General features: G+C 70.2%; 24 protein-coding genes and 2 tRNA genes. 16 read left to right on the top strand and 10 right to left on the bottom strand.

The features are described 5' to 3' along the window. Complete coding sequence (locus AB5L97_RS03585; protein WP_369046495.1) at positions 1–1791, top strand: thiamine pyrophosphate-requiring protein; 1791 nt, start codon at positions 1–3, stop codon at positions 1789–1791. A 7-nt stretch (positions 1792–1798) separates the two neighbouring features. Beyond that, positions 1799–2923, top strand: coding sequence for an enolase C-terminal domain-like protein (locus AB5L97_RS03580; protein ID WP_369046494.1), 1125 nt, complete (start codon positions 1799–1801; stop codon positions 2921–2923). Between the two features lie 66 nt (positions 2924–2989). On the opposite strand, the gene AB5L97_RS03575 is transcribed toward AB5L97_RS03580, so the two are convergent. Next, the gene (locus AB5L97_RS03575; protein WP_369046493.1) at positions 2990–3676 is read right to left on the bottom strand and encodes an HAD hydrolase-like protein; all 687 of its coding nucleotides are present in this window, start codon (positions 3674–3676) and stop codon (positions 2990–2992) included. Between the two features lie 255 nt (positions 3677–3931). After that, positions 3932–4441 carry a very short patch repair endonuclease gene (locus AB5L97_RS03570; protein ID WP_369046492.1) on the bottom strand — a complete coding sequence of 170 codons (510 nt, stop codon included), beginning with the start codon at positions 4439–4441 and terminating at the stop codon, positions 3932–3934. Positions 4442–4749: 308 nt separating this feature from the next. Here AB5L97_RS03570 and AB5L97_RS03565 point away from each other — a divergent pair, with 308 nt between their 5' ends. Next, positions 4750–4929: a hypothetical protein gene (locus tag AB5L97_RS03565; RefSeq protein WP_369046491.1), complete on the top strand. Its 180-nt coding sequence runs from the start codon at positions 4750–4752 to the stop codon at positions 4927–4929. A gap of 65 nt (positions 4930–4994) precedes the next feature. On the opposite strand, the gene AB5L97_RS03560 is transcribed toward AB5L97_RS03565, so the two are convergent. Continuing rightward, positions 4995–5339, bottom strand: a complete 345-nt coding sequence (locus AB5L97_RS03560; RefSeq protein WP_369046490.1) for a hypothetical protein — start codon at positions 5337–5339, stop codon at positions 4995–4997. 99 nt (positions 5340–5438) lie between these two features. Between AB5L97_RS03560 and AB5L97_RS03555 the strand changes: the two genes are divergently transcribed. The 7 genes from AB5L97_RS03555 to AB5L97_RS03525 are packed head-to-tail and all read left to right on the top strand — an operon-like array spanning position 5439 to position 9783. Then, positions 5439–5972: a hypothetical protein gene (locus AB5L97_RS03555; protein WP_369046489.1), complete on the top strand. Its 534-nt coding sequence runs from the start codon at positions 5439–5441 to the stop codon at positions 5970–5972. 4 nt (positions 5973–5976) lie between these two features. Further along, positions 5977–6255 carry a monovalent cation/H+ antiporter complex subunit F gene (locus tag AB5L97_RS03550; protein WP_369046488.1) on the top strand — a complete coding sequence of 93 codons (279 nt, stop codon included), beginning with the start codon at positions 5977–5979 and terminating at the stop codon, positions 6253–6255. Further along, positions 6252–6554 carry a monovalent cation/H(+) antiporter subunit G gene (locus AB5L97_RS03545; RefSeq protein WP_307959093.1) on the top strand — a complete coding sequence of 101 codons (303 nt, stop codon included), beginning with the start codon at positions 6252–6254 and terminating at the stop codon, positions 6552–6554. The genes AB5L97_RS03550 and AB5L97_RS03545 overlap by 4 nt, the downstream gene beginning before the upstream one ends. After that, positions 6551–6841, top strand: a complete 291-nt coding sequence (locus AB5L97_RS03540; RefSeq protein ID WP_369046487.1) for a Na(+)/H(+) antiporter subunit B — start codon at positions 6551–6553, stop codon at positions 6839–6841. The genes AB5L97_RS03545 and AB5L97_RS03540 overlap by 4 nt, the downstream gene beginning before the upstream one ends. Next, positions 6838–7608 (top strand): MnhB domain-containing protein, encoded by a 771-nt coding sequence (locus AB5L97_RS03535; RefSeq protein WP_369046486.1) that lies wholly within the window; start codon positions 6838–6840, stop codon positions 7606–7608. Before AB5L97_RS03540 ends, AB5L97_RS03535 begins: the two co-directional genes overlap by 4 nt. Continuing rightward, the gene (locus AB5L97_RS03530) at positions 7605–7952 is read left to right on the top strand and encodes a sodium:proton antiporter (protein ID WP_307959090.1); all 348 of its coding nucleotides are present in this window, start codon (positions 7605–7607) and stop codon (positions 7950–7952) included. The genes AB5L97_RS03535 and AB5L97_RS03530 overlap by 4 nt, the downstream gene beginning before the upstream one ends. A 4-nt stretch (positions 7953–7956) precedes the next feature. After that, entirely contained in the window at positions 7957–9783 is a 1827-nt protein-coding gene (locus AB5L97_RS03525) for a complex I subunit 5 family protein (RefSeq protein WP_369046485.1), read from the top strand. A gap of 188 nt (positions 9784–9971) precedes the next feature. Here AB5L97_RS03525 and AB5L97_RS03520 read toward each other — a convergent pair whose 3' ends face one another. The 4 genes from AB5L97_RS03520 to AB5L97_RS03505 all read right to left on the bottom strand — a co-directional run bounded on the left by AB5L97_RS03520 (position 9972) and on the right by AB5L97_RS03505 (position 13482). Next, the gene (locus AB5L97_RS03520) at positions 9972–10826 is read right to left on the bottom strand and encodes an aldo/keto reductase (RefSeq protein WP_369046484.1); all 855 of its coding nucleotides are present in this window, start codon (positions 10824–10826) and stop codon (positions 9972–9974) included. 103 nt (positions 10827–10929) lie between these two features. Further along, on the bottom strand, positions 10930–11370 hold the full coding sequence (locus AB5L97_RS03515; RefSeq protein ID WP_369046483.1) for a hypothetical protein: 441 nt from the start codon (positions 11368–11370) through the stop codon (positions 10930–10932). Between the two features lie 14 nt (positions 11371–11384). Further along, positions 11385–11969, bottom strand: coding sequence for a bacterial proteasome activator family protein (locus tag AB5L97_RS03510; RefSeq protein ID WP_369047344.1), 585 nt, complete (start codon positions 11967–11969; stop codon positions 11385–11387). A 529-nt stretch (positions 11970–12498) separates the two neighbouring features. Further along, positions 12499–13482 carry an NAD(P)H-quinone oxidoreductase gene (locus AB5L97_RS03505; protein WP_307959087.1) on the bottom strand — a complete coding sequence of 328 codons (984 nt, stop codon included), beginning with the start codon at positions 13480–13482 and terminating at the stop codon, positions 12499–12501. Positions 13483–13564: 82 nt separating this feature from the next. On the opposite strand from AB5L97_RS03505, the gene AB5L97_RS03500 reads away from it, so the two are divergent. The 3 genes from AB5L97_RS03500 to AB5L97_RS03490 all read left to right on the top strand — a co-directional run bounded on the left by AB5L97_RS03500 (position 13565) and on the right by AB5L97_RS03490 (position 15077). Then, a tRNA-Ser gene (locus tag AB5L97_RS03500) sits at positions 13565–13652 on the top strand. A gap of 174 nt (positions 13653–13826) precedes the next feature. Further along, a complete protein-coding gene (locus tag AB5L97_RS03495) occupies positions 13827–14627 on the top strand; it encodes a VOC family protein (RefSeq protein WP_369046482.1) in 801 nt (266 codons plus the stop codon). A 249-nt stretch (positions 14628–14876) separates the two neighbouring features. Beyond that, positions 14877–15077: a hypothetical protein gene (locus AB5L97_RS03490; RefSeq protein WP_307959085.1), complete on the top strand. Its 201-nt coding sequence runs from the start codon at positions 14877–14879 to the stop codon at positions 15075–15077. A 66-nt stretch (positions 15078–15143) separates the two neighbouring features. Here AB5L97_RS03490 and AB5L97_RS03485 read toward each other — a convergent pair whose 3' ends face one another. Continuing rightward, positions 15144–17162 (bottom strand): FAD/NAD(P)-binding protein, encoded by a 2019-nt coding sequence (locus AB5L97_RS03485; RefSeq protein WP_369046481.1) that lies wholly within the window; start codon positions 17160–17162, stop codon positions 15144–15146. A 38-nt stretch (positions 17163–17200) separates the two neighbouring features. Between AB5L97_RS03485 and AB5L97_RS03480 the strand changes: the two genes are divergently transcribed. Both AB5L97_RS03480 and AB5L97_RS03475 read left to right on the top strand, forming a co-directional pair. Further along, positions 17201–19351: a prolyl oligopeptidase family serine peptidase gene (locus AB5L97_RS03480; RefSeq protein WP_369046480.1), complete on the top strand. Its 2151-nt coding sequence runs from the start codon at positions 17201–17203 to the stop codon at positions 19349–19351. Between the two features lie 81 nt (positions 19352–19432). Then, positions 19433–19521 (top strand) — tRNA-Ser (locus tag AB5L97_RS03475). An 80-nt stretch (positions 19522–19601) separates the two neighbouring features. Here AB5L97_RS03475 and AB5L97_RS03470 read toward each other — a convergent pair. Together AB5L97_RS03470 and AB5L97_RS03465 are read right to left on the bottom strand one after the other, a co-directional pair. After that, a complete protein-coding gene (locus AB5L97_RS03470) occupies positions 19602–20561 on the bottom strand; it encodes a hypothetical protein (protein ID WP_369046479.1) in 960 nt (319 codons plus the stop codon). Between the two features lie 113 nt (positions 20562–20674). Further along, positions 20675–22777, bottom strand: coding sequence for a RecQ family ATP-dependent DNA helicase (locus tag AB5L97_RS03465; RefSeq protein WP_369047343.1), 2103 nt, complete (start codon positions 22775–22777; stop codon positions 20675–20677). Between the two features lie 226 nt (positions 22778–23003). On the opposite strand from AB5L97_RS03465, the gene AB5L97_RS03460 reads away from it, so the two are divergent. After that, the gene (locus AB5L97_RS03460) at positions 23004–24698 is read left to right on the top strand and encodes a thiamine pyrophosphate-dependent enzyme (RefSeq protein WP_369046478.1); all 1695 of its coding nucleotides are present in this window, start codon (positions 23004–23006) and stop codon (positions 24696–24698) included. Positions 24699–24783: the final 85 nt, after the last annotated feature.

The following is a 24783-nucleotide window of genomic DNA, read 5'->3' as shown; positions in this document are numbered from 1 at the left end:
ATGGCTTCGCAGAACGTCGCAGAATTCCTCCTCGAACGACTCAAGGCCTGGGACGTCACCACGGTCTTCGGCTACCCCGGGGACGGCATCAATGGCATCGTCACGGCGCTCGGCTCCGGGACCGGGCCGCTGTTCGTCCAGTCCCGGCACGAGGAGATGAGCGCCTTCGAGGCTGTCGGGTACGCCAAGTTCACAGGCCGCGTGGGCGTATGCCTCGCAACCTCCGGTCCGGGGGCGATCCACCTGCTCAACGGCCTCTACGACGCGAAGCTCGACCATGTGCCCGTCGTGGCGATCGTCGGCCAGGCGGCACGGACCTCGATCGGCGGCTCGTTCCAGCAGGAAGTCGACCTCACTTCGCTGTTCAAGGACGTCGCCTCGGACTATGTCCAGATGGTCACCGTCCCCGAGCAGCTGCCGAATGTCCTCGACCGCGCCATCAGGGTTGCGAGCGCGCGACGCGCGCCGACCGCCGTTATCATCCCCGCGGACGTCCAGGAGCTCGAGTACTCGGCACCGGGCCACGAGATGAAGATGGTCCCCTCAAGCCTCGGCATCTCGTGGCCGGATGTGCGCCCGGACATGGACGGAGTCCGCAGGGCCGCCGAGATCCTCAACAAGGGCCAGAAGGTCGCGATGCTCATCGGCCAGGGTGCGCGGGGCGCAGCGGAGGAGGTCAAGCAGGTGGCCGAGCTCCTCGGCGCCGGCGTTGCAAAGGCGCTCCTCGGCAAGGACTCGCTGCCGGACACCCTGCCGTTCGTGACCGGTTCGATCGGGCTTCTCGGCACGCGGCCGAGCTACGAGATGATGCGGGACTGCGACACACTGCTGACCATCGGCTCGAGCTTCCCCTACGCGAACTTCATGCCCCAGGCCGGGCAGGCCCGCGCCGTCCAGATCGACATTGACCCCACCATGATCGGCCTGCGCTACCCGTACGAGGTGAACCTTGTGGCCGACGCCGGCGAGGCGCTTCGTGCTCTCATCCCGCTTCTGGTCCGGAAGGAAGACCGCGGCTGGCGCGAGGACATCGAGGGCAAGGTCACGAAGTGGTGGGACAGCATGGCGAGCGAGGCGATGGTCGAGGCGGACCCCGTCAACCCCCTGCGGGTCTTCTCGGAATGCTCCGACCGGCTGCCCGCGAGCGCGATCGTCACCTCCGACTCCGGCAGCGCCGCCAACTGGTACGCACGCCAGCTCCGCTTCTCCGCTGGCGTCCGCGGGAGTCTCTCCGGCAATCTCGCGACGATGGGGCCAGCCGTCCCGTACGCCATCGGGGCCAAGTTCGCCTACCCGGACCGGCCGGTCATCGCGTTCGAGGGTGACGGCGCGATGCAGATGAACGGGCTCGCCGAGCTCATCACGGTCTCCCGGTACTGGGAGCAGTGGGCGGACCCGCGGCTCGTCGTGGTGGTCCTCCACAACAATGACCTCAACCAGGTCACATGGGAGCTGCGCGCGTTCAGCGGCTCGCCGACGATCCCCATGACGCAGGAACTTCCCGACGTCGACTACGCGGGCTTCGCGGCGAGTCTGGGCCTCGGGGCGATAGCCGTAGACAGCCCGGATGCACTCGGCTCGGCCTGGGACCAGGCCCTCACCGCCACGCGGCCCACGGTCCTGGACGTGCGCACGGACCCCGACGTCCCGCCGATCCCGCCCCACGCGACGCTCGAGCAAGCGCTCAACACGGCCAAAAGTGCAGCGCGCGGCGACGAGCACGCGTGGGACTTCATCAAGGAGGGCCTCAAGATCAAGGCGCAGGAGCTGCTGCCCGGGCACCGGAAATGACGCGCCGGTGACCGCCCTCGTGCACGACGTCGGTTCGGGAGCCTCCGTTTCGGCCGTCACCGCCGCGGCGTACACCGTCCCGACCGATGCACCGGAGGCCGACGGGACGTTCGCGTGGGACTCGACGACGATCGTTATCGTCAACGCCTCGGCGGCTGGAGCGACGGGGGTCGGATACACCTACGGGCCCGCGGCGCTCGTAGGGCTCGTCTCCGAGCTGCTCGAGCCTGCGGTCCGCGGGAGGGACGTCTTCGCCGTGCCTGCGAGCGCCGAGGCCATGTCCCGGGCCCTGCGCAACGCCGGCCAGCCCGGCGCGGGCGCGTACGCGGCGTCGGCCGTCGACTGCGCGCTCTGGGACCTCGCCGCACGCCTCGCCGGGCTGCCGCTGCACACCTTCCTGGGCGCAGCGCGCGCCGAGGTTCCCGTCTACGGCAGCGGTGGTTTCACGAGCTACACGGACCGGCAGATGACCGAGCAGCTCGCAGGGTGGGTGGCCCAGGACATTCCGCGCGTGAAGATCAAGATCGGGCAGGACCGCGGCTCACGGGAGGCGCGCGACGTCGAACGCATGGTCCTCGCGCGAGAAGCCATCGGCGCCGGACCCGAGCTCTTCGTGGACGCGAACGGGGCCTACACGCCCAAGCAGGCCGTGCGGGTCGCCGAGGCCGCCCGCGAGACGCGGTTTGCCTGGTTCGAAGAGCCGGTCTCGAGCGAGGACCCCGCCGGGCTGCGGTTTGTCCGCGAACGTGTCGCGGCCGACGTCGCTGCCGGTGAATATCTCACGAGGCTCGCCGACGCCGAGAGGATGTGCGCCTCTGGTGCCGTCGATTGCCTCCAGGCCGACGTGACTCGCTGCGGGGGCATCACGGTCTGGCTGCGCGTCGCCGCCGTGGCCGCCGCCCACCGGGTCGGATTCTCGGGCCACTGCGCCCCCGCGATCTCAGCCGCTCCGGCGGCGGCCGCGCCGTCCCTTCGGCACCTCGAATGGTTCCACGACCATGTGAGGCTCGAGTCCATGCTGTTCGACGGGACGCTCGACCCGCGCGGCGGAACGATCACGCCGTGCCCGGATGCTCCGGGGAATGGGCTCACGCTCCGAACCACCGATGCGGAATCCTTCAGGGTGGCCTAACGGGCCTCTTCGGCGCGCGCGCTCGCTTCGGATCAGATCGCTCGCTTCGGATCAGATCGTGGCGTATCAGATCTCGGCGCGGGCCGCGGATCCGGCAGCTGTGTCGGGATTGGTCGCGTCGGGCAGGCTCGGGGCGCGCAGCCCCGGGCCTGAGGAGGTCCCCGGACCGGAGGAGGTCTGGCGCAGCCCGGGGCTAGAGGTGGTCGGGGCCCGCAGCACCGGTGCGTGGGTCGCCGTCCGGCCCAGCACGAGGACCACGACGGACCAGAGGTCCCCGGCGACGGCTGGCGCCTCGATGATCTCCGCACGGCTGGTCCCTGATGCGGGGACGAGAATGCCACGCGCGCCGGCTCGGCGGGCGGCTTCCATGGACGCCCCATCGTGGCCGACGACGACGGCGCCGCCGGGCGTGGTGCCGAGCCTCCGGCAGGCTTCCAGCACGAGCCCCGGCTCGGGCATGCGGCAAGGACAACGGTCCCCCGGTCCGTGAGTGCATCCGACCCAGACACCGAACGGTCCGAGCAGCCGGTCGGCATACCGATTGAGGCTGCGGGTCCGGACGGCGTCCGCAGGCCCCGACGGCCCGGACGAGGCCGAGAAGATACCGATCCGGATCCCCGCCGCGCGGAGCCGGTCGAGCGCCTCCCGCGCAGCGGGGGCGGAGCGCGCAGGCCGCACTAGTGCACCGGCTTCTTGGCCTCCCTCCGTGAGCGTGCCGCGTGCCGCGAGCTTGCCGCGTTCGAGGATCTCCAAGAGCGTGCCGTCGCGTTCAAGGAGAACAGCGACCGGCCTCCGTTTCCGGGGTGGGTGATGAGGATCGCGAAGGGGGTAGAGCCAGGCATCCATGTGGCAACACCGACCCTCACAACTCACCGATGGGAACGACGTTCCGCATACGCGCGGAGGAGAGAATCGCCAAGATGGCGAGGAGGAAGACTGATGCACCAATACCCATTTGCAGGCTCCGTTATGTCGGAAGGCGACGCAGCCACTGCACTGCGGACTATGTCAGTCCACTTCCCGCCGTGCGGTATTCCAAACCTCAGCGGGTGTGTGTGATGGCGCTGGCGGCGGACTGACTCGCTGGGTGGCCAGCCGCACCTCGGCGGCGATCCGTTCCGCTACCTCGTATGGGTCCTCATGGCTCCAGAAGCGCAGGACCCGCCAGCCGGCGTGAGTGAGCGCGGCCGTCGTCTCCGCATCGCGTTCGCGGTTCCGGGCAATCTTGGGCCGCCAGTAGTCCACGTTGCTCGCGGGCTCGATGTAATGGTCCGGGCAACCGTGCCAGTAACAGCCGTCAATGAACACGGCGACGTGGGCCCGCGTGAACACGAGATCAGCCGTTCGACGCAGGGTGGGCTCGGGCCGGTAGGCGACCCGGTACCGGAGGCCCATCGCGTGGACCGCGCGCCGCACCCGGAGCTCAGGCGCGGTGTCCCGCGACCGGTTGCCGAGCATCGTCTTGCGGATCGCGGGGCTCGAGGCCCAAGAGCGGCCGACGCCGGGCCCCTGACTCATCCTGCCAGCCTACGCCGTGCCCGCAGTGTGTGGAGGGCTGGGGGAAGGAGGGGCCGGCCGAATCGACGCAGCAGGCTCAGAGTGTTTCAAGAACGGCTGGACCGGGCAGCCAGTACAGAATTAGGCCGCCGCGGCGCCAGCGCGCCGACAGCGTAAGGATCACAGAAAGCCCAGGACAATGAATGCTCACGCGCACCACGGGCCTATCGGCCGCTCACGTCCGACGGGCGGGAGCATGGGAGCCAAATCAGTGCATCGTCGGATCTACGGAGCCACAGCAGCGGCTGCGGTAGACCCTCCTGTTCCCGGTGCTCAGCCAGTCGCTGGGCCTCGGCGTCGTCTACGGCGGCTTCGCGTTCTTCGCGGCGCTCTCCTTCTGGTTCGTCAAGGCGCTGCTCCCCGAGGCCAAGGGCCTCGAACTCGAGGATGAGACCAAGCTCGGCCGTCGGCAGACAGGCCGCAGCAACGAGGCGCGGGGAACCGCGTGACGCCTCACCTGCGGCGCGGGCTGACTGGGCGGGCCCGCGGATATGAGAGGGCCAGTGCGGGCCCGTCACTCGTCCGCCAGGCCGGAACCCTCCTCGTCGGACTCGGACGAGAACGACTCCCGCGAGGAGGAGTCATCGGAGTTGGCCTCGTCGATCTCGGCGTCCGTGGACGGAGCGTCAGCCGGGGCCTTCCCGTCGTGCTGGGCTGGCGCGTCCCCGGCGGACCGTTCGGCGCCGTCGGGCTGCCCGTCGGCGTCGGGCTGATCGGCATCCTCGTGGTCGGCATTGTCCTGCTCGCGGTCTCGGACCTGCCCCCGCTGATCGGCCGGCGGCATCTCCTCCTCGGCAGTAGGACTCCCGTAGCCCTCCTCGTGGGGAAGACGGTTCTGTGACTGGTCGTCGGTATCCATGGTCCGACGCTAGCCCTACGGGCGCGCAGAGTACATTGAGCGACGCGCCATGATGCTGGGCGCGCGCTTCCCTTGCTCCGGACACAGGATGGGCATAGCGTGACCACCATCATGGGCCCGGGCACGCGCAGGTTCTTCGGGGTTCCCGGGGCGCGGGGCGCCGCGGGGGCCCTCGTCGAACTCACGCTGTGGACGATTGCGGGGACGCTGTTCTGGCTTGCGACGGCGTCCACGATCTCGGTTGTCGAAGTCCTCATTGCCGCTCTGGCGGCCCTCCTGGGAGGGATTCTGGCCCGTGCCGCGCGCCGCGCCATGCCGTTCCGCGCACGCCCCCGCCGCGTGTGGCTGAGATGGGCCGCGACGGTTCCCGTCGCCGCGATGGCGGACATGGTGCGTCTCGCCGGCTGGCTCGGCGGGTCCCAGCCCGAGGACCTGCGCACAGCGTCCATGCCCCAGGGGCGAGGGCCCCGGGAGACCGGCTGGCGCGCAGGCGGAATCGTCTCGCTCTCTGCTACCCCAGGCTCGGTCGTGGTGGGCTCAGACCCCGAGGTCGGGACCGTCACAGTTCATACGCTCGTCAGCGGATGGCCGGGACTCGATGAGAGCGTGCTCCGACCAAGGGACGAGGGGTAGGCGCGTGGAGGTGCTCTGGACCTCGGTCAGCGCCGCACTCCTCATCGTGGGGGTGGTCCCCGGCCTCGTCCTGACGAGCCGCGGGACCGCAGTCCAGCGGCTCGTGGGCCTAGCGCTCCTGAACGCCAGCGGAGCCATGGTGCTCGTAGGCCTCTCCGCCATCGCGGGCCAATCCTCGTACCTCATCGTGGCGCTCGTCCTCGCGGTGCTCGCCACGACGGGCACCCTCGTCTACACTCGCCTCCTCCGCCCCGAAAGTCCGGATCAGGAGGCCACTCCATGACGATGGTCCTCGAATCCGTGAGCGCGGGCGCGGCGGTGTTGATCGTGGCGTACGCGTCGTTCGGAGCCCTCTTCGCGCGGTCCACGCTGGCAAGGCTGCACTTCCTCGCCCCCGTGACGACGCTCGCGGTTCCCCTCTTCTCGCTCGCCGCAGTGCTTGCCTTCGGTGTCTCGCTGGGCAGCGCGACCGTCGTGGCGATCGCCCTCGTCGTCGCGGCCAGCGGGCCTGCGCTCACGGCGGCCGTGGGACGCGCCGTCGCCGCCGAGTCCGGGGTCGACGTCGGAGGGTCGCCGGAATGAGCGAGGGAATCCTCACCGACGTGCTGATCGCCGTGAGCCTGACCCTTGTCCTCGCGGGGGCGGCCATCGTCGTGTTCGTCCGCAGGCCAGCGCGGCAGGCGGTCGCCCTCTCCGCGTACGGCGTCCTGCTCACCGTCCTGTTCCTTGTGCTCCAGGCGCCCGACGTCGCGCTCAGCCAAGTGGCGGTCGGATCCGCCGTCGTGCCCCTCATCGTGGTGCTCGCGATCAGGAAGGTCGAGAGCATCCATGCCAACGCCGGGTCGCGGGATGCGGAGCGCGAGCATTGAGCCCCCGCGTCCGGCTGGTCCTGCTCGGGGTCGGGCTCACTGCGTTCGAGGCCATACTGGCCGTCGGGATCCTCGGCCTGCCCGCGTTCGGCGCGAGCGCGCACCCGTACCGGGACCTTGCCGTGGCGGGCACCTTCGACCATGCCACAGCGAACGCGGTCGCGAGCATCAACTTCGACCAGCGCGGCTTCGACACCTTCGGCGAGGAGACCATCCTGTTCTGCGCCGTTGTAGGGGTCGCGGCACTGCTGCGGCCAGTGCACCGGGAGCGACGCCGCACGGTGAGCAGCGGCGGAATCATCCTCGAGTCGACGAGCCTCCTGGTGTACCTCCTGTTTCCGCTCACCCTCGTGCTCGGCGTGGACGTCGTGACGCACGGGGCGATCACTCCGGGCGGCGGATTCCAGGGCGGCATCATCCTCGCCACGGGCATTCACCTGCTCTATGTGGGCGGCCGCTACCGGCTCCTCCGCCAGCTACGTCCGGTCGACTGGTTCGAGCACGGGGAGGCGGCCGGCGTCGTGCTCTTCGGCGCGATCGGGCTCGCCGCCGCCGCGCTGGGTGGGGGCCTCTTCGCCAACGTCGTGCCCGCCGGAACCCTCGGCGACCTCGTCTCCGCAGGGACTGTGCCGCTGTTCAACCTGGCGGTGGGGATCGCGGTCGCGAGCAGCGTCGTCGTGCTCCTCGCGAGCTTCCTCGACCAGACGCTCGCCATCCGCGCCGCGCCGAACCCCCCGCAGGACAACGAGGCCGAGGACGCCGCATGACCTACTACGCGTACTTCGTGGCCGGTGCCGTGATGCTCCTCGGCATCGCGGGCCTGGCGACAAGCCGAAACCTCGTCCACGCCGTGGTCTGCCTGTCCGTGGCACAGTCAGCCACGTACATCCTGCTCATCGCCGTCGGCTACCAGTCCGGCGCCGTCGCCCCGATCTTCGGTGCGCAGACCGGCAGGGACACCCCTGTGGTCGATCCCGTCGTCCAGGCCCTCGCCCTGACCGACATCGTCGTGTCCGCGGCGGTCACGTCAATGCTCCTCGCGCTGGTCGTCCAGATGGCGAAGCGGCGCAGGGTCGTCGACCCCGATCATCTCGGCCCCCTGGAGGGCTGAGAGCATGCCAAGCAATGCGCCGACGGCCTCCCTCCTTGCCGTGCTGGTGGTGGGGCTCGTCCTCGTGGCGGCGCTGCTCATGTCGGTCGGCCGGTTCCTGCCGCGCCGCTTCGCCGACCTCGCCGCGATGGGTGCGGCACTTGCGGCCGGGGGCGGCGAGGTCGTCATGCTCCCGTCCGCCCTGAAGGACCGGCTCGTCTACTGGATGGCGGGCTGGGAGCCGAGCGGCGGCCGCACCGTCGGCATTGCCCTCGTCGGCGACGGCCTGAGCGTGGGAATCGCGCTGCTCGCCGCCGTGCTCATGCTCGCCGCCCTGACGTTCTCGTGGCGCTACTTCGCGTCGGATAGCACGCATTTCCACGGGCTCATGATCCTGTTCCTCGCGGGCATGACGGGCTTCGTCTTCGCGGGCGACGTGTTCACGATGTTCGTGTTCTTCGAGCTCATGGGCGTCGCGGCCTACGCACTCACGGGCCTCAAGAGCGAGGACCCGACAGCCCTGCACGGCGCGATCAACTTCGGCATCGTCAACTCGCTCGCGGCCTACATCTCCCTCACGGGCGTGGCACTCATGTACGCCCACACGGGAAGCCTCAACCTCGCCGCGCTGTCTGTCGAGCTCTCCGGCGACCGCTCCCCGCTCGTCGCCGTCACGTTCGTGCTCGTGTGCACCGGCTTCCTGGTCAAGGGGGCCGTGTCCCCGTTCCACTTCTGGCTCGACGACGCCCACGCGGTCGCTCCCTCCCCCGTCTGTGTCCTCTTCTCAGGAGTCATGGTCGAGCTGGGACTGTATGGGACTGCCCGCCTCTACTGGGCGGTGTTCAGCGACACTGGCGTCGCCTCCGCCGGGCAGGTCCTGTTCGGCGCCCTCGGCGTGCTGACCGCGGCCATGGGGACCGTGATGTGCTTCCTCCAACGCCACATCAAGCGGCTGCTCGCGTATTCGACGATCGCGCACATGGGCGTGTTCATGATCGCCCTGGGCTCGGCCTCCGGCTCCGCGCTAGCAGGCCTCGCGGTCTACGCGCTAGGCCACGCGATGGTCAAGGGGGCGCTGTTCCTGCTCAGCGGGATCATTCTCGATCGCTACGGAAGCGTCGACGAGTTCACGCTCCAAGGCCGGGGGCGTGACGCACCTTGGCTCGGAGCGGCGTACCTCGTGGCGGCCCTCGCACTCGCCGGGACGCCGCCGTTCGGCGTGGGCCTCGGCAAGGGCCTGACCGAGCATGCACTCACGGACGCAGGCACAGTCTGGGCCACGGTGCTCATGATTGCCGTCTCGGCGGTGACCGCAGGCGCCGTCCTGCGAGTCGGTGCGCGAATCTTCCTCGGCCTCGGGCCGCCGCCCGCCGGGCTCGAGGAAGCGGGCATGAGCGGGGACGAGGAGAAGATTGAGGTCAGTATCGGCCGCGACCGCGTTCCGCTCTCGATGTCCGGACCCGTGGCAGCGCTGCTCGGCGCCGGCCTGGTGCTGGGGGCTGCCCCGGGTTTGAGTGCCAACGCGGAGGCCGCGGCGGTCCAGTTCATGGACCGCTCGGGATACGTGGGTGCCGTGCTCGGCGGGGCGGTCCTTCCTGTGAGTCCGGCGGGGACCGCCGGGGGCTGGGACGCCCCCTCCATCGTGTGGGGGTTCGTCACCGCGACCCTCGCACTCGGCCTCGCAGCCGTGGCCGTGTACCGGCATCGGGTCCCCGCCGGCGCTCGCCGGGTCCTCGCCATCGCGGTTCCGGCCCTCCGCGTCCTCAGGCGCACCCACTCGGGCAGGGCCGGCGACTATGTCGTCTGGATGGTGCTCGGGGTGGCGGCCTGCGGTGCCGTCGTGCTCGTCTAAAAGCGAGGCACGACGTCGGTGACTCGCCCACCGGGGGCGAGTCACCGACGTCGTGCGTGCGCGTCCGCGAACAGCGTCGAGCGCGCGGTCAGCTGACGAGTCCAGGGTGCGCGGTCGGCTGCCACCCGGGAACCTGCCGCGTGGGCAGGTCTACCGTGTCGACCTGCCCACGTAATGGCAGGGGTGCGTCAGGCGAAGTCGCTCACCGCGGGATTGGCACCGATGCGGCCGGCCGGTCCCTTGTCGAGTCCGTCGATCGCGGCAATCTCCTCGGGGCTGAGCGTCAGGGCGAGCGCGGTCCAGTTCTGCGCCATGCGCTCCGGCGTGACGGACTTCGGGATCACGACGTTGCCCACGGCGAGGTGCCAGCCGAGCACCACGTTGGGAATGCTCACGCCGTGGTTCTCGGCGATGTCCGCGAGAACGGGGTCCGCGAGAAGGTCCTTGCCCTGGCCCAGCGGGGACCAGGACTCGTGCAGGATGCCCTTGGACTTCTCGTAGGCGCGCAGCTCCGCCTGCGGGAAGTACGGGTGGGTCTCGACCTGGTTGATCATGGGGACGACGCCGGTCTCGCGCTCGATCTCCTCAAGCGCCTCGACCGTGAAGTTCGAGACGCCGATGGAACGGGCGCGGCCGGACTCCTGGAGCTTGATGAGCTCCTTCCAGGTCTCGACGTAGAGGCCGCGCTTCGGCTGGAGCCAGTGGATGAGGTACAGGTCTACGTAGTCGATGCCGAGCTTGTCGAGGGACGTCTCGAACGCGGGAAGGACGTTGCCGCTGCCCTGGTCGGCGTTCCAGAGCTTGGTGGTGATGAAGAGATCTTCGCGGGCGAGGCCCGAGGCGGCGATGGCTCGGCCGACGCCGGACTCGTTGCCGTAGATCGCGGCGGTGTCGATGTGGCGGTAGCCCACGCGGAACGCCTCGCCCACAACCTTCTCGGCGACATCGTCCTCGACCTGCCACACGCCGTAGCCGAGCTGCGGGATGGTGCGGCCGTCATGGAAGGTGAGCGCGGGGGATGTCAGGGTCTGTGCGGGAGTCATGCCCACCATCCTTCCACCACGGCGGAGCGTGGGAAGGGCTTTCGGAGCATTTGATGCGGTTCTTCGCGCAGCGCGAACTCGGGAATAGGCGGCCGCGCCCGCCTCAGGCGCGGAGGAACTGCTCGGCCTCGCGCACGTGCTCGAGGACCGTGGCGGCACGGCGTTGGACGGACAGGGCACCCATGGGCACCGGCCCAACGGCGAGGCGCAGCATTGCGGCGGCCTCGGCTGTCGTGGCGAGCGCGTTGCCCCCGCGGGACAGAGCCCGATGGACGCCGGCGTAGCGGCCGGGAATGTCCAGGGCATCGCTCGGCGCACGGCGCTGCGCCTCCACGCACACTGCCCGGACGCGTGGGAGCAGTTCCGCGAGGCCATCGCCGATCACGAGCATCTCGCTGTAGAGCACGTCGTCGTCAATTCCCTCGAGGACCTGGTGGTACCGGTCGAGGCCCCGGCGGAAGCGGTCGTGCGCACGGCGCCACACGCCCTTGCCGAGTTCGGCGTCATCGCGGCGGTTCGCGAGCGCAGTCTTGAGGAATCCCATCGAGGTGGTGGCGATCAGAGGTACTGTCCCGGGCCATGGTCGGGATCGCGCCGCTCGCCCTCCGGCGCAGGACCCTGGCCCTGCTCGGCCGCGCGCTGCGGTTCCCCGTTCGGGCCGATGACCACGCCGGGGGCGATCATGGTGCCCGGCGGAAGCTGGCGCAGCTGCACCTGCGCGGCCGCAAGCTGGTGCGCCGCCTGCTGCGCGGCGATGGCAGTCTGGATGCCGTGGAACAGGCCCTCGAGCCAGCCGACGAGCTGCGCCTGGGCCACACGGAGTTCCGATTCGGAGGGCACCACGTCGTCGGAGAACGGCAGCGAGATGCGGTGGAGCTCGTCCACGAGCTCCGGGGCGAGTCCGTCCTCGAGCTCCGCGATGGAGCGCTCGTGGATCTCGGCAAGCCGGGTGCGCGCGGCCTCGTCGAGGGGCGCGCCCTTCACCTCCTCGAGGAGCTGGCGGATCATCGTGCCGATGCGCATCACCTTGGCCGGCTGGTCGACGAGCTCCTGCAGGTTCGCGCGCCGCGAGCGCTCGGCGGACGACGGCGCGTGGCCGCCTCCCGGTGTCGGGCCGCGGTTCGCGCCGCCATTGAGGGGCATCCCCTCGACGGGTTCCTCGGCGCTGTTCTCCGCGGCCTTGTCCGCGCTGTCCTCGGCGGTGTTCTCCGGCGTCGCAGCCTTGTGATCGCTCCCGGGTGCAGTCATGGGGCCATACTCTCACGAGCCCGCCCGGGGCCACTGCGGGGGCAGGTCCGCCGGGGCCACTGCGGGGGCAGGCCCGCCGGGGCCACCGCCGACGCGGGTCCGCCGGGGCCACCGCGGGGGCAGGTCCGCCGGGGCCACCGCGGGGGCAGGTCCGCCGGGGCCACCGCGCGAGCAGGTCCCCGAGGGTCACTGCCGACGCGGGTCCGCCGGGTCGACCGCGGGGGCAGGTCCGCGGAAGTCAGCCGGCTGAGCCGAGTCTGGGAGTGCCGCTGTAGCGGACAAGCGCGCTTCGGACGCACTTGTCGGCTACGGCGGGACTGGGAATGCCGCGACATCCCCAATCGAGTGGTCTTGGACTGTCGCGAGCGTCTGCAGCATGACATCACCGAGGCGACCACGCGGCGTCGAACGCGAACGGCGGGCCCTAGATGGTCAGGAGGATCTTGCCCACGTGCTCGCCCGAGTCGAAGTACGCGTGGGCCGCACCGACCTCGGCAAGGGGGAAGGCCTTGTCGACGAGCGGCCTGATTCGGCCGTCCGCCACGAGCGGCCACACGTGCTCCTTGACCGCGGACATGATGGCGCCCTTCTCCTCGATCGGGCGGGGACGCAGTGACGTCGCGATGACAGCAGCCCGCTTGTTCATGAGGAGACCGAGGTTGAGCTCGGCCTTCGCGCCGCCCTGGAGCCCGATCACCACAAGCCGGCCGTACGTGGCGAGGGCCTCGATGTTGCGCTCGAGGTACTTCGCGCCCACCACATCGAGAATGACGTCCGCGCCCCGGCCGCCGGTTGCGTCGCGGACCGCTTGGACGAAGTCCTGCTCCTTGTAGTTGATCGCAACGTCGACGCCGAGGAACGCCCGGGCCGTGGAGACCTTCTCATCCGTGCCCGCTGTCGCCGCGACGCGCGCACCGAAGGCCTTGGCCATCTGGACCGCCATAGTGCCGATCCCACCCGTGGCCCCGTGGAGGAGCAGCATCTCGCCGGGCTGGAGCTGGGCCGTCATGAACAGGTTCGAGTACACGGTCGCCGCGGTCTCGGGTAACGCCGCGGCGGTCACGAGGTCCACGCCGTCCGGGATGCGCACCACCTGCTCCGCGGGGACGACGACCTGCTCGGCATAACCGCCGCCGGCCAGAAGCGCCACCACCTTGTCACCGACCGCGAACGGCCGCGCCACGTCAGGCCCAAAGCCTGCGATGCGCCCCGACACCTCGAGGCCCGGAATCTCAGACGCTCCGGGCGGAGGGGGGTAGAAGCCGCGCCGCTGCTGCACGTCGGCGCGGTTGATGCCCGCCGCGACAACATCGATGAGCACCTCGCCGGGCCCGGGAACGGGCGCCTCGACGTCACGGACCTGAAGAACTTCCGGCCCTCCGGGCTCGGTAATGAAGACCGCCTTCATGTCGGTGCTCCTCTCCCCTGCGGGGCGTCTGTCCTAGTTGGATTTCATGAGGTCACTGGCCTATGGAACACTACTAGCACAAGGAAGGTTGTCCGAGCGGCCTATGGAGCTGGTCTTGAAAACCAGTGTGCGGTTACCCCGTACCAAGGGTTCAAATCCCTTACCTTCCGCGCGATGCCTCTGCGGCGACGCGGCACCCCCGGACCCGTTGAGGGCCGGGGGTGCTCTGTCTTCAGGGCCCGGGAATTCGCCATCACGGCTGCATCCTTGAAAAGTGTCGTAGCCTCCGCATAGCGTCTTGAGCGTTGGAAGCACCACCATGAAGCCCAACTCAAGGAGCAGCAATGCCCAAGCCCGAACTCATCGCCGGCGCCCCCTGCTGGACCGACCTCATGACCAGCGACGTCGAGAAGGCCAAGGACTTCTACACCGCCCTCTTCGGCTGGACCTACGAGACCGCGGACCAGGAGACCTACGGCGGATACGTCACCGCGTTCAAGGACGGCGCCCAGGTAGCCGGCCTCATGGCGAAGATGGACGATCAGGCCACTCCTGACCAGCCCACCATCCCAGATGCCTGGACGGTCTACCTCAAGTCGGACGATATCCGGGAGACGGCCGAGAAGATCCAATCCGCGGGCGGCCAGACATTCGTGGAGCCCATGGAAGTCCCCGAGCAGGGCCACATGGCCATGTACGCAGACGCGGGAGGCGCAGCGTTCGGCGTGTGGCAGAGCACGGGCCACGCGGGGTTCGAGAACCTCGCCGAGCCTGGCGCGCCCGCGTGGTTCGAGATCCACACACGCGACTTCGCGCCGACCCTGAAGTTCTACCAGGAAGCCCTCGGCTGGAAGACCTTCACGACGAGCGACACCCCGGAGTTCCGCTACGCGACCCTCGGCGAAGGCGAGAACCAGCGCGCTGGCATCTTCGACGCCACCGGGGATCTCCCTGACGGCGCGCCCGCCCACTGGACGGTGTACTGGGACGTGGCGAGCACCGACGAGACCGTCGCCACGGCCACAGCGCTCGGGGCGACGGTGCTCATCCCGGCGGTCGACACGCCGTACGGGCGCATGGCCGTCCTCGTCGATCCAATGGGCGCGCCGTTCCGGGTCATCCAGCACGGCAGCGCGGACGCGTAGAGGCCGGCGCTCCTCATTCCGCACGACGACGGCGGGCGGCTCCCCGTGGATGCCGCCCGCCGCTCGCTACTGGCGCGCAACCATGGGCCTTGCGCGCCAGCCGACTTTGGCCTCACAATCATGTGCTAACAACTGCTCAAGGCCAGGCGCTACCGCGCCGCCTTGCCCGTATCACTCAACCACCGCGCTTCCGAGGGGGAAGAAGCGCAGCGACGTCTGGAAGACCTCTTCCAGACAAGAGAGTTCGCCATGACCAACCACATCACTGTTTCCGTCCCGCACGCTGGCGTGCGCGACTCCCTCCTCAGCGCCGCAGAGGAGACGGTCCGTCCTGTTGCCCAGGCCAACGGGCACGGGATCCTCGTGACCCGCCACAGCCACACGCACTACAGCGTCGCGGCCTCCCCCGCCGTGCCTGCGGGCGAGACCCACGAGGCCTGCCTCATCTAGCGCGGCGCCCGGCTGGCTCGACCAGCGTGTGGCGCGAGCCCGCAGGGGCCGCCGGTCCGCGTCTGGTCAGCCCCCTGGCCAGCCCGCGTCCTGCATCAGCCCTGCACGTCCAAGGATGTCCCGCGCGATCGCGTCGGCGTCCCGGAGGGTGCGCTGCCCGCTCGGGTAGGGGGCGCCGTCGTTCGCCTCGCCGGGAGCCGCGAACGGGTGCGCCTCTGCGGCGATCGCTGTGCCCCACTGCACCGCTGAGAGCTGCAAGCCGAGGACGTAGAGCCCCTCGACGGGCAGTCCGTTGACGTCCAGGGCACGGTACGGCGGCACCGTGACATCGAGCCCGCTTGCGGGCTGGGGAACGCCGTCGGCTCCGGCCAGGAACCGTGGCCGGACGAGCCCGTCCGCAAGCAGACCCGCCACAAGCGACGAGTCGGCCCGCGCAATGACGTTCGCTGGCGCGAGCGCCTCGACGAGCCAACGCGCCCGCACGTCCGGGCCGCCGACCCACGGCGAGGACGCGGTGAACGCGGGCCCGGATCGATCGACCGAGAACCTCGGCTCCGGCCCCACGGTGCTCACGACGCCGGCCCGCACCAAGGCGGCCAACTGTCGGATCCGGAGTGCGGGCGGCCCGCTCGCGAGCCCCTCGACGAGGCCCTCGAACCATCCGCGCATCCCCGAGACCCACGAGGCTTCGGTGATGCCGCCGTCCGCGACGGCCTCCTTGAGGACGGCACGGCCTCGGTGCAAAGCCGCGATCGCCATCTTGACCGGATCGTCCTCGCCGCGCGCGGATCCGGCGGCGTCCTCGTCCAGGTGCGCGAGGACGCGGGCGTCGAGGTCGGCCCGGTCGTGCGCGTGCCAGCCCGCGAGCGGGGAGCCGAGCGCTCGGAGGTCGAGCCGCCGTGCCGAGACCACGCCGTCGTGCGCCGCGCGCGAGGCCCGTTGCTCCCACCCGGGGCCCTCCACGGCGAGCGCCGCGGACAGCTCGTCGAGGAACCCATCGGCGACGGCACCGGGCTCGACCCGCGCGAGCGTCGAATAGTACGCCCACAGCGTGTCGCGGTGAAGGAGAGGCCAGAGGTCCTGATCGAACGAAGGCTGGATGCCGGCCGCGCGCGGGGCCAGTGCGGCTGCCCGCGTGAACCAGCGCAGCCGCACGGACGGCGCGTAGTAGGCGTCGAGCTCGGCCTTGCCACGGTAGGGCACGCCACGGCGGGAGGCCGCGACGATGCGCGGCTCCCGACCCGACGGCGTGTACTCGAGGCGCCCATCCGGACCCTCCGCGAAGCGCCCGCCGCGGCCCTCGGTCAGGGCGGCCATCACGTCGAAGAAGTTCAGGCCCATCCCGCGGACGAGGACCGTCTCGCCGGCAGGCAGCTGGTCCCAGTCGACGTCTGCGGGCGCAGCGGGTGGGAAATAGTGCAGGCCCAGCCGCCCTGCCGCCGCCGCGAGCGCCTGCTGCTCGCGACCGAGGCCCGCCGGGACGTGCCCGAGGGCCAGTACGACGGCGTCCGCCTCCTGGGCGCGCCCGTTCACGCACGTCACGGCGAACCCGTGCGGGGTGCGGCCCACGCGGGCCACCTCGGCCGCGACGTGGCGCACGGTGACGCCGGTCGGGGCCGCGGCGAGGAGCGCGGCCCAGGTATCCGTGAGGTACCGCCCGTAGAGCGGGCGCGGCGGGAAGTCTCGGGCTTCGAGGCCCTTGAGCTCGGCCTGCTCGTCGGAGCTCAGGGTGCAGGCCCCGGCATCGATGGCCTCGCGCTGCGCGGCGCGCCACTCGTCGAAGCTTCCGCCCGCAAGCGGCGGCGCGAGGCCCGGCTCACTGGGGATGAGCGTCGGGTAGAACGACTGCGTGTTCATGAGGAAGAGCCGCGGCTGCTCCGTGCGCCACACCTTCCCCGGGCCCGGGCTGTACGGGTCGTACACGGTGACCTCGAGCCGCTGGCCGCCAGCGACGCGAGGTGCGCCCGCGGCGTCGTGCGCGACCGGCTGCTGCTGGGCGTGGACCGCAAGGAGTCGCTCCACCGTGGAGGTACCGCGCGGGCCGCCGCCCACCACAGCCACCCGCAGCACACCTCCCCGAACCATAGGGTTGAGCTTAGTCGGGGGCATGCAAGGATAGCGCCATGAGTGCCCAGTCGCCAGACCCCGCCGCAGACACGACCACCCTCGCCCACGCTCCAGGCGACCCCGTCGACGAGAACCTGTGGCTCGAGGACATCCATGGCGAGGACCAGCTCGCGTGGGTCCGAGAGCAGAATGCCCGCACCGAGGACCTCCTCGAGACCGGCGACTATCCGGAGCTCGAGGCCCGCATCCTCGAGGTCATGGACTCAACGGACCGCATCCCCATGGTCTCCAAGCGCGGCGACTGGTACTACAACTTCTGGCGTGACGCCACGCACCCCAAGGGCCTGTGGCGGCGCACCCGGTGGGAGTCCTACGTGACGGACGCCCCTGAGTGGGAGACAGTGCTCGACGTCGATGCGCTCGCCGCCGCCGAGGGCACCGAGTGGGTGTGGGGCGGGGCAGGCTTCCTGCGCCCGGCCGACGGCGTCTCCTGGCGTCGCTGCATGGTGCGCCTCTCCCCCGACGGCGGCGACGCGGCAGCGGTGCGCGAGTACGACGTCGAGGACCGCACCTTCATCTCCACGGCCGAAGGCGGCTTCTCGCTCCCCGCGGCGAAGGGAGGCGTGGACTGGCTCGACGCGGACACGCTCCTGGTCTCCTCGACGCTCGGGGAGGACGCCGTGACGACGTCGTCCTACCCGCGGATCGTGCGGAAGCTGCCGCGCGGCGTCGACCTCGCCGACGCCGAAGTGATGTTCGAGGTCCCCGCCGAGCACATGATGGCCAGCGCCGGCTTCGATGACACCCCCGGATTCGAGCGGATCATCGCGAGTGACCGCATGAGCTTCTTCGATGTGCAGCACGCCGTCTGGCGGGACGAGAAATGGGCGCAGATCCCCGTTCCCACCGATGTGGACGTGGATCTGCACCGCGAGTGGATCCTGTTCCGCCCCCAGCGGGACTGGACGCTCGGCAACGGCGAAACCTACGCCGCGGGGTCGCTGCTCGTGGCCGACTTCGAGGCCTTCATGGGCGGCTCCCGCGAGCTGACCGTGCTGTTCGCACCGGATGCACACACGTCCCTGCAGTCGTGGTCGTGGACGAAGAGCCACCTCATGCTCAACCTCCTGCGCGACGTGTCTTCCGAGATCCGCGTGCTCACCGCGCCCCAGCGGGGGTCGAAGGAAACCGACACGCACGACGGCGCGTGGTCGTCTCGCGTGCTCGATGCGTGCCCGCCGCTGCACCTCGTCGAGAGCTATGCGGTCGACGACGAGGACCCCGAGGCCGGGGACGACTACTGGCTTGTCGCGACCGGGTTCCTCACCCCGACCACGCTGCTGCGCGGCACCCTCGGCGGGGACCACACGGACGTGAAGCGGGCGCCGTCGTTCTTCGATGAGTCGAGATTCGAGGTCGAACAGCACTTCGCGACCTCGACGGACGGCACCCAGGTGCCCTACTTCCAGATCTCGCCGCGCGGCCTTGAGCTCGACGGCACCGCGCCGACCCAGCTCTCCGGCTACGGCGGGTTCGAGATCGCGCGCACTCCCGCGTACTCGGGAACCGTGGGTCGGTCATGGCTCGAGAAGGGCGGCGTGTACGTCGTCGCGAATATCCGTGGCGGCGGCGAGTACGGGCCCGCGTGGCACCAGGCGGCGCTCAAGGCCAACCGCCACCGCGCCTACGAGGATTTCGCCGCCGTGGCCCGTGACCTGATCCGGCGCGACGTCACCTCGCCGGAACACCTCGGCTGCTCGGGCGGGTCCAACGGCGGGCTCCTCGTCGGCAACATGCTCGTGCACTATCCCGAGCTGTTCGGGGCGATCTCCTGCGGGGTGCCGCTGCTGGACATGCGCCGCTACACGAAGCTCTCCGCCGGGTACTCATGGATCGCCGAGTACGGCGACCCCGACAAGCCGGAAGAGTGGGAATTCATCAGAACGTTCTCGCCGTACCACCGCCTGCGCGACGGCGTGGACTACCCGGACACGTTCATCTGGACGGCGACGTCAGACGATCGGGTCGGCCCCGTGCAGGCACGCAAGATGGCCGCGCGCATGGAGGCCATGGGCATCCCGAACGTGTGGTTCCACGAAGCCCTGGAAGGCGGCCACGCCGGTGCGTCAGACAACCGGCAGGCCGCGGCGCTCCAGGCCCGCAGCCAGAGCTTCCTCTGGCGCGCAGTGACGGGAACGCTGCGGTAGCCCCCTCCGGACGAGAGATCGGGGAGCCGTTTTTGCGTCTCCCTACCCTTCTGGGTACGCTTGTCAGGCTGGCGACAGCTTGGAGACGTGCCAGAGCGGCCGAATGGACTTCACTGCTAATGAAGGGTCCGGGGAAACTTGGACCGGGGGTTCAAATCCCCCCGTCTCCGCGTTGTGATTGAGAAGGAAGAACGCCCCTGGTCCTCGGATCGGGGGCGTTCTTCGTCCCCGCGGCTGCGAGGACGCGGCCTCAGTGGCGCGTCTTGAGCCAGAACACGATGCCCCCGGCCACGGCGACGGCGATCATGATCCCCCACGCGAGCGGGCCCGGTCCGCCCACAGAAGCCTGTGCCGCGGGGTCTGATGGGCTGCGGACCGCCGGGTCGTCCCGCTCGGGAGCCGCGGCCCGCGACGGCCCGGCCGACGACGGCACCTGTGCGGCCGATTCGGGCGGCGGCACACCGGGGGACGGCGCAGCGCTGGGGCCGACGGCCGCGGGGAGCGGTTGTGCCGGAGCTGGAGGCTCGGGTGCCGCGAGGCAGGGATCTGCAGTGAAGCCATGGGTCCACGTGGAGGAGCCGACCAGAAGGTACCCTGGCCGAGCCACAGCCTCCACCGTCACCACGCCAGTCGCCGCATTGGCTCCGGGAACGAGCACGGTGCCGCCCACGCGGTACTCCACGCCAATGATCCTCGGGACGACGACGGCGTCGCGCTCAGTGCCGCAGGGATCGGAGAACCCTGGGGCGTCGGCAGTCACCGTGACAGGGCATGTGGGATGCAGATCCACCGGGGCCGAGGAGGCGAGCTGCGGACCCCCTGCCTGCGCGGTCAGGGTCGCAGTGTAGTCGTGCCCCGTCGAGAGCCAGACCGTGCGGTCGAGTGAGCCCGTGAAAGTTCCCGTAGAGGCGACGTTGCCGGCCTCGTCGGTGATGCGGTAGGCAAGCGTGACGCCCTGATCGGTCTGGGCCGTCACCCGCGCAGTGTCGCACGCGGTACGTGCAAGGTTCACCGCCGCGGACGGAGGTGCCGCAGCAGTCGGGGCACCGGGCCCGGAAGTGCTCGGGGCGGCCGGCTTGGCCTCGGGGATCGATGCCTCCGCCGGAGTGCCGTTCTGGACAGGCGAGACGGCCAGCATAAGCGTGAAGGCACCGAGAAGGAGGACGACGACCGCCCAACGTCGGGCGATCGGCAGGGCCGGACGGCTCACGTGGGCCCTTCCTCCAAGACACGTACAGTAGCTCTTCCCCACCCTACCGAAATGAGATCAATTCGTGATCATTCTGTGACGTGATGCGTGTCATAGTCCTGGCTGCGCAACAGCTAGCCGGACTGACCGAGAGCGAGCGGCAGGACCACACCGGCGCCGTGACGGCGGAGCAATCGGCCGGCCACCGTGATCGTCCACCGAGTGTCCACGAGGTCGTCGACGAGGAGCACAGGCTGGCCCGCAACGCGAGCGAGTTGCTCCCGCAGTGCCGGCCCTACGTCAAACGCCTCCCACACTCCGGCGAGCCGGAAGGCGCTGTTGCCCCCAGCCTGGCCCGCGCGAGCCGCCTCCGTCCGCTCGAGGGCTCCGACATAGGGCAGCTGGCCCACCTGGGCGATGCCCCGCGCCAAGGAGTCGACGAGTCGTGGCCGGGTCAGCGACGGGACGCTCACGACGGCGGCTGGTCGCCCCGCGCCGCTCCACGGGCCCGCCGCGGAATCGCCGCGGGCCCAGGCCGAGAGCAGTGACACACAGGCCCGGGCCAGCGCGGGCGGCACCTCAGTGTCCTCGGCAGCGGCGGAGAAGAGCTCGCGCAGCGGCCCGCCGTAGCCCAGATCCGTGAGCCGTCCGAGCACCCGGCCCTCGGCCACCTGCTCATCCGCGGGAATCCTTCCCTTGGCCGCAACCCCGAGCTTCTCCATGCCGGACGGCCACTGCGCGCGAGGCTCGATCGGGACGCCCGCATGGCGGAGCTGGGTGCCTGCACTCTCGAGGAGGGAGGGATCCACGCTGCCGGGGAACCATCGGCCGGCGCAATTGTCGCAACGGCCGCACGGCGCGGCCGTCTCGTCGTCGAGCACGCTCGTGAGGTACTCCATGCGGCACCCGGCCGTCTCCTCGTAGACGACCATCGAATCCTGCTCGGCGACCCGGGCTTCTGCGATGCGGGCGTACCGTTCGGCGTCATACTCCCAGGGACGGCCCGTGGCCTGCCACCCGCTGCCCAGTCGCTCCACCGCGCCGTCAACCGCGAGGACCTTGAGCAGCAGGTCCAGCTGGGTGCGCCGCAGCTCGACCAGAGGCTCGAGGGCCACTGTCGAGAGCGGCCGGGCCGCTTCTCCGAGCGCGGCGATCACGGACTGGGCCTTCGCCGCGTCCGGCATCGACGCCGTCGCAAAATACCGCCAGATGTCCCGGTCCTCGGGTCCCGGAAGGAGCAGGACGTCCGCATTCGCGGTTCCGCGGCCCGCGCGGCCCACTTGCTGGTAGTACGCCACCGGACTCGAGGGCGCGCCGAGGTGGACCACGAAGCCGAGGTCCGGCTTGTCGAAGCCCATCCCGAGGGCGCTCGTTGCCACGAGGGCCTTGACCTGGTTGTCCTTCAGGAGCTGCTCAGCCCGCTCGCGGTCCTCGGTGTCCGTCTTGCCGGTGTAGGCGAGCACGGCGTGGCCTGCCTCCGAGAGGATCCTCGCAGTGTCCTCCGCCGCGGAGACCGTGAGCGTGTAGATGATCCCGCTCCCCGGCAGGTCCTCGAGGTGCCCGAGGAGCCACGCGAGACGATGGCCTGCGTCCCGCAGGCGCAGGACCCCGAGGCGCAGCGACTCGCGTCCCAAAGAGCCGCGCAGGGTGAGGACCCCGGCACCGAGCTGCTCCTCGATGTCCAGGACGACGCGGGAATTGGCGGTCGCGGTGGTGGCGAGCACGGGTACGGACGCCGGGAGCTCGCCGATGAGCGCGGCGATGCGGCGGTAGTCGGGCCGGAAGTCATGGCCCCAGTCGGAAATGCAGTGCGCCTCATCGACCACGAGGAGGCCCGTGCGGGCGAGGAGCTCGGGCAGGTGCTGCTCCCGGAAGCCGGGGTGGGTGAGGCGCTCGGGAGAGATGAGCACCACATCGGCGGCGTCCGCCTCGAGCGCGGCGTGCACCTCGTCCCACTCGAGCCGGTTGGCCGAGTTGATCGCAACCGCGCGCACGCCGGCGCGGGCGGCCGCAGCGACCTGGTCCCTCATGAGCGCCAGGAGGGGCGAGACGATGAGGGTCGGCCCGGCTCCCCGTGACCTCAAGAGCAGGGACGCGACGAAGTACACTGCGGACTTGCCCCAGCCGGTGCGCTGGACCACGAGGGTCCGACGACCGTGGGCCACGAGCGCCTCGATAGCCTCGAACTGGCCCGGGTGGAAGGCTGCATCGTCCCTCCCGACGAGGCTGCGCAGCATGCCCAGGGCCTCAGCCCGAAGACCTGCCGCACCCGCGTCCGCGAGGCCCTGCGCGCCGTCGTACGTCTCGTCATCAACCGTCACATGGTCCGCTGAGTGGACGTCTTGCCTCACGTTCCCTGCCATGCCTCAAGTATGGCGGTGACATCCGACACTCTTCGCTGACCAGTGGGCCCGCCGCCCGTTACCGTAGTGATATCTCAGTGCCAAGCGAAGGAAACGTGACATGACGGCAACGGTGCCGCCCCTTTCTGATGCCCTCCAGCCGGTCCAGGCCGAGCAGTCCCCCGTCCGCAAGAGCGCGGGCCATGTGATTGTCGACTCGCTCGCCGCCCACGGCGTCAAGCGGACCTACGTCGTACCGGGCGAGTCGTTCCTCGACGTCCTCGACGGACTCCACAAGTCCTCGATCGAGACGGTGGTGTGCCGCCACGAAGGCGGTGCCGCGTACATGGCCGAGGCCGACGGGAAGATGAACCAGCTTCCGGGCGTGGCCATGGTCACGCGCGGGCCGGGTGCCGCGAACGCGCACGTGGGGCTGCACACCGCGTGGCAGGACTCGACGCCGATGGTCCTCTTCGTGGGCCTCATCCCGTTCGCGCACCGCGACCGCGAGGCGTTCCAGGAGTTCGACATCAAGTCCTGGTTCGACACCGGGGCCAAGCGCGTCATGGTCCTGGACCACCCCGAGCGGGCCTCCGAGATCGTTGCCGAGGCGATGTTCGCGGCCATGAGCGGCCGTCCCGGACCCGTCGTCGTGGGCCTGCCCGAAGACGTCATCCAGCAGGAGATCGACGCGACGGTCCACCCGCAGATCCCGGTCGCAGAGGGCGGCATGACCGTCTCGGACTGGAAGACGCTCAAGGCGGCGCTGAGCGAGGCGGAGAAGCCGCTGTTCGTGGTCGGCGGCAACGACTGGACCCAGGAAGGCGCCACCGCGCTCACCAACTGGCTCGAGGACCACCACATCCCTGCCGCGGCCGAATGGCGCTGCGAGGGCACGATCCCGTTCGACTCGCCCTCCTACGTGGGCCCCATCGGCTACGGCCGGCCCAAGCCCACCTACAACCTCCTCGAGGAGACCGACCTCCTCGTCTTCGTCGGCACCGTGCCCGGCGACGTCATCACGGACGGCTTCCTGGCCCGGCAGGACTGGTCCAAGAAGAACTTCCTCGTCACGATCGATCCGTCCCTGCGCGGCCGCTCCGGGCCGGTCTCCCACCAGATCGTCGCCAAGCCGGACTCGTTTGTCCGCGACCTGACGCTCATGAGCCTGCCGGTCCGCGAAGGGTGGAAGGCATGGACCGAGCGCATGCGCGGCGAGCAGGAGAAGTTCTCCACGCTCCCCCCGGCCACCCCCACGGACGGCCAGGCACGCATGGACACGCTCATGGCCAACCTCGTGGCGGGCCTGCCCGAGGATGCCATGGTGACCCTCGGCGCCGGCGAGCACACGAACTGGGCGCACCGCTACTTCCCGACCCAGCGCTACGCCGCGATGATCTCGGCCCGCAATGGCTCGATGGGCTACTCCGTGCCCTCCGCGATCGCCGCCTCGCTCGCCTACCCGGGACGCCGCGTGGTGACGATCGCCGGCGACGGCGAGTTCCTCATGAACGGCCAGGAGCTCGCGACCGCCGCGCAGTACGGCGCGACCCCGCTCGTGATCGTCATGGACAACCAGGAGTACGGCACGATCCGCTCCCACCAGGAGCGGCACTACCCGCACCGCATCTCCGGCACCCAGCTTAAGAACCCCGACTTCGCGCTCATGGCGCAGGCGTTCGGCGGCTTCGGCGTGCGCGTGGAGCGCGACGCTGACGTCCCCGCGGCGCTCGAGTCCGCACTGCGCGCGATCGACGAGGACCACACGTTCGCCCTCGTCCACCTCATCGTGGAGCAGCGCGTCAAGGCGTACTGACGCCTCTCTGCCCCCGCGATGGTCGGCTAACCGCTGGTCAAAGCGTTGCGCACCCGCAGTTGGCCGGCACTTGCCGTGCCCAGAA

Source organism: Sinomonas sp. P10A9 (assembly GCF_041022165.1).
Taxonomy (GTDB): Bacteria; Actinomycetota; Actinomycetes; order Actinomycetales; family Micrococcaceae; genus Sinomonas; species Sinomonas puerhi.
Note: the sequence above shows the minus strand (reverse complement) of the source record. Positions and strands in the feature narration are given on the sequence as shown.

Excerpts from the sequence above, each read along its gene's own strand:
- AB5L97_RS03585 (WP_369046495.1), top strand. The coding sequence starts at position 1 with ATGGCTTCGCAGAACGTCGCAGAATTCCTCCTCGAACGACTCAAGGCC.
- AB5L97_RS03570 (WP_369046492.1), bottom strand. The coding sequence starts at position 4,441 with ATGAGTCAGGGGCCCGGCGTCGGCCGCTCTTGGGCCTCGAGCCCCGCG.
- AB5L97_RS03560 (WP_369046490.1), bottom strand. The coding sequence starts at position 5,339 with ATGGATACCGACGACCAGTCACAGAACCGTCTTCCCCACGAGGAGGGC.
- AB5L97_RS03545 (WP_307959093.1), top strand. The coding sequence starts at position 6,252 with ATGACGATGGTCCTCGAATCCGTGAGCGCGGGCGCGGCGGTGTTGATC.
- AB5L97_RS03540 (WP_369046487.1), top strand. The coding sequence starts at position 6,551 with ATGAGCGAGGGAATCCTCACCGACGTGCTGATCGCCGTGAGCCTGACC.
- AB5L97_RS03530 (WP_307959090.1), top strand. The coding sequence starts at position 7,605 with ATGACCTACTACGCGTACTTCGTGGCCGGTGCCGTGATGCTCCTCGGC.
- AB5L97_RS03525 (WP_369046485.1), top strand. The coding sequence starts at position 7,957 with ATGCCAAGCAATGCGCCGACGGCCTCCCTCCTTGCCGTGCTGGTGGTG.
- AB5L97_RS03520 (WP_369046484.1), bottom strand. The coding sequence starts at position 10,826 with ATGACTCCCGCACAGACCCTGACATCCCCCGCGCTCACCTTCCATGAC.
- AB5L97_RS03515 (WP_369046483.1), bottom strand. The coding sequence starts at position 11,370 with ATGGGATTCCTCAAGACTGCGCTCGCGAACCGCCGCGATGACGCCGAA.
- AB5L97_RS03510 (WP_369047344.1), bottom strand. The coding sequence starts at position 11,969 with ATGCCCCTCAATGGCGGCGCGAACCGCGGCCCGACACCGGGAGGCGGC.
- AB5L97_RS03505 (WP_307959087.1), bottom strand. The coding sequence starts at position 13,482 with ATGAAGGCGGTCTTCATTACCGAGCCCGGAGGGCCGGAAGTTCTTCAG.
- AB5L97_RS03495 (WP_369046482.1), top strand. The coding sequence starts at position 13,827 with ATGCCCAAGCCCGAACTCATCGCCGGCGCCCCCTGCTGGACCGACCTC.
- AB5L97_RS03490 (WP_307959085.1), top strand. The coding sequence starts at position 14,877 with ATGACCAACCACATCACTGTTTCCGTCCCGCACGCTGGCGTGCGCGAC.
- AB5L97_RS03485 (WP_369046481.1), bottom strand. The coding sequence starts at position 17,162 with ATGGTTCGGGGAGGTGTGCTGCGGGTGGCTGTGGTGGGCGGCGGCCCG.
- AB5L97_RS03480 (WP_369046480.1), top strand. The coding sequence starts at position 17,201 with ATGAGTGCCCAGTCGCCAGACCCCGCCGCAGACACGACCACCCTCGCC.
- AB5L97_RS03465 (WP_369047343.1), bottom strand. The coding sequence starts at position 22,777 with ATGCTGCGCAGCCTCGTCGGGAGGGACGATGCAGCCTTCCACCCGGGC.
- AB5L97_RS03460 (WP_369046478.1), top strand. The coding sequence starts at position 23,004 with ATGACGGCAACGGTGCCGCCCCTTTCTGATGCCCTCCAGCCGGTCCAG.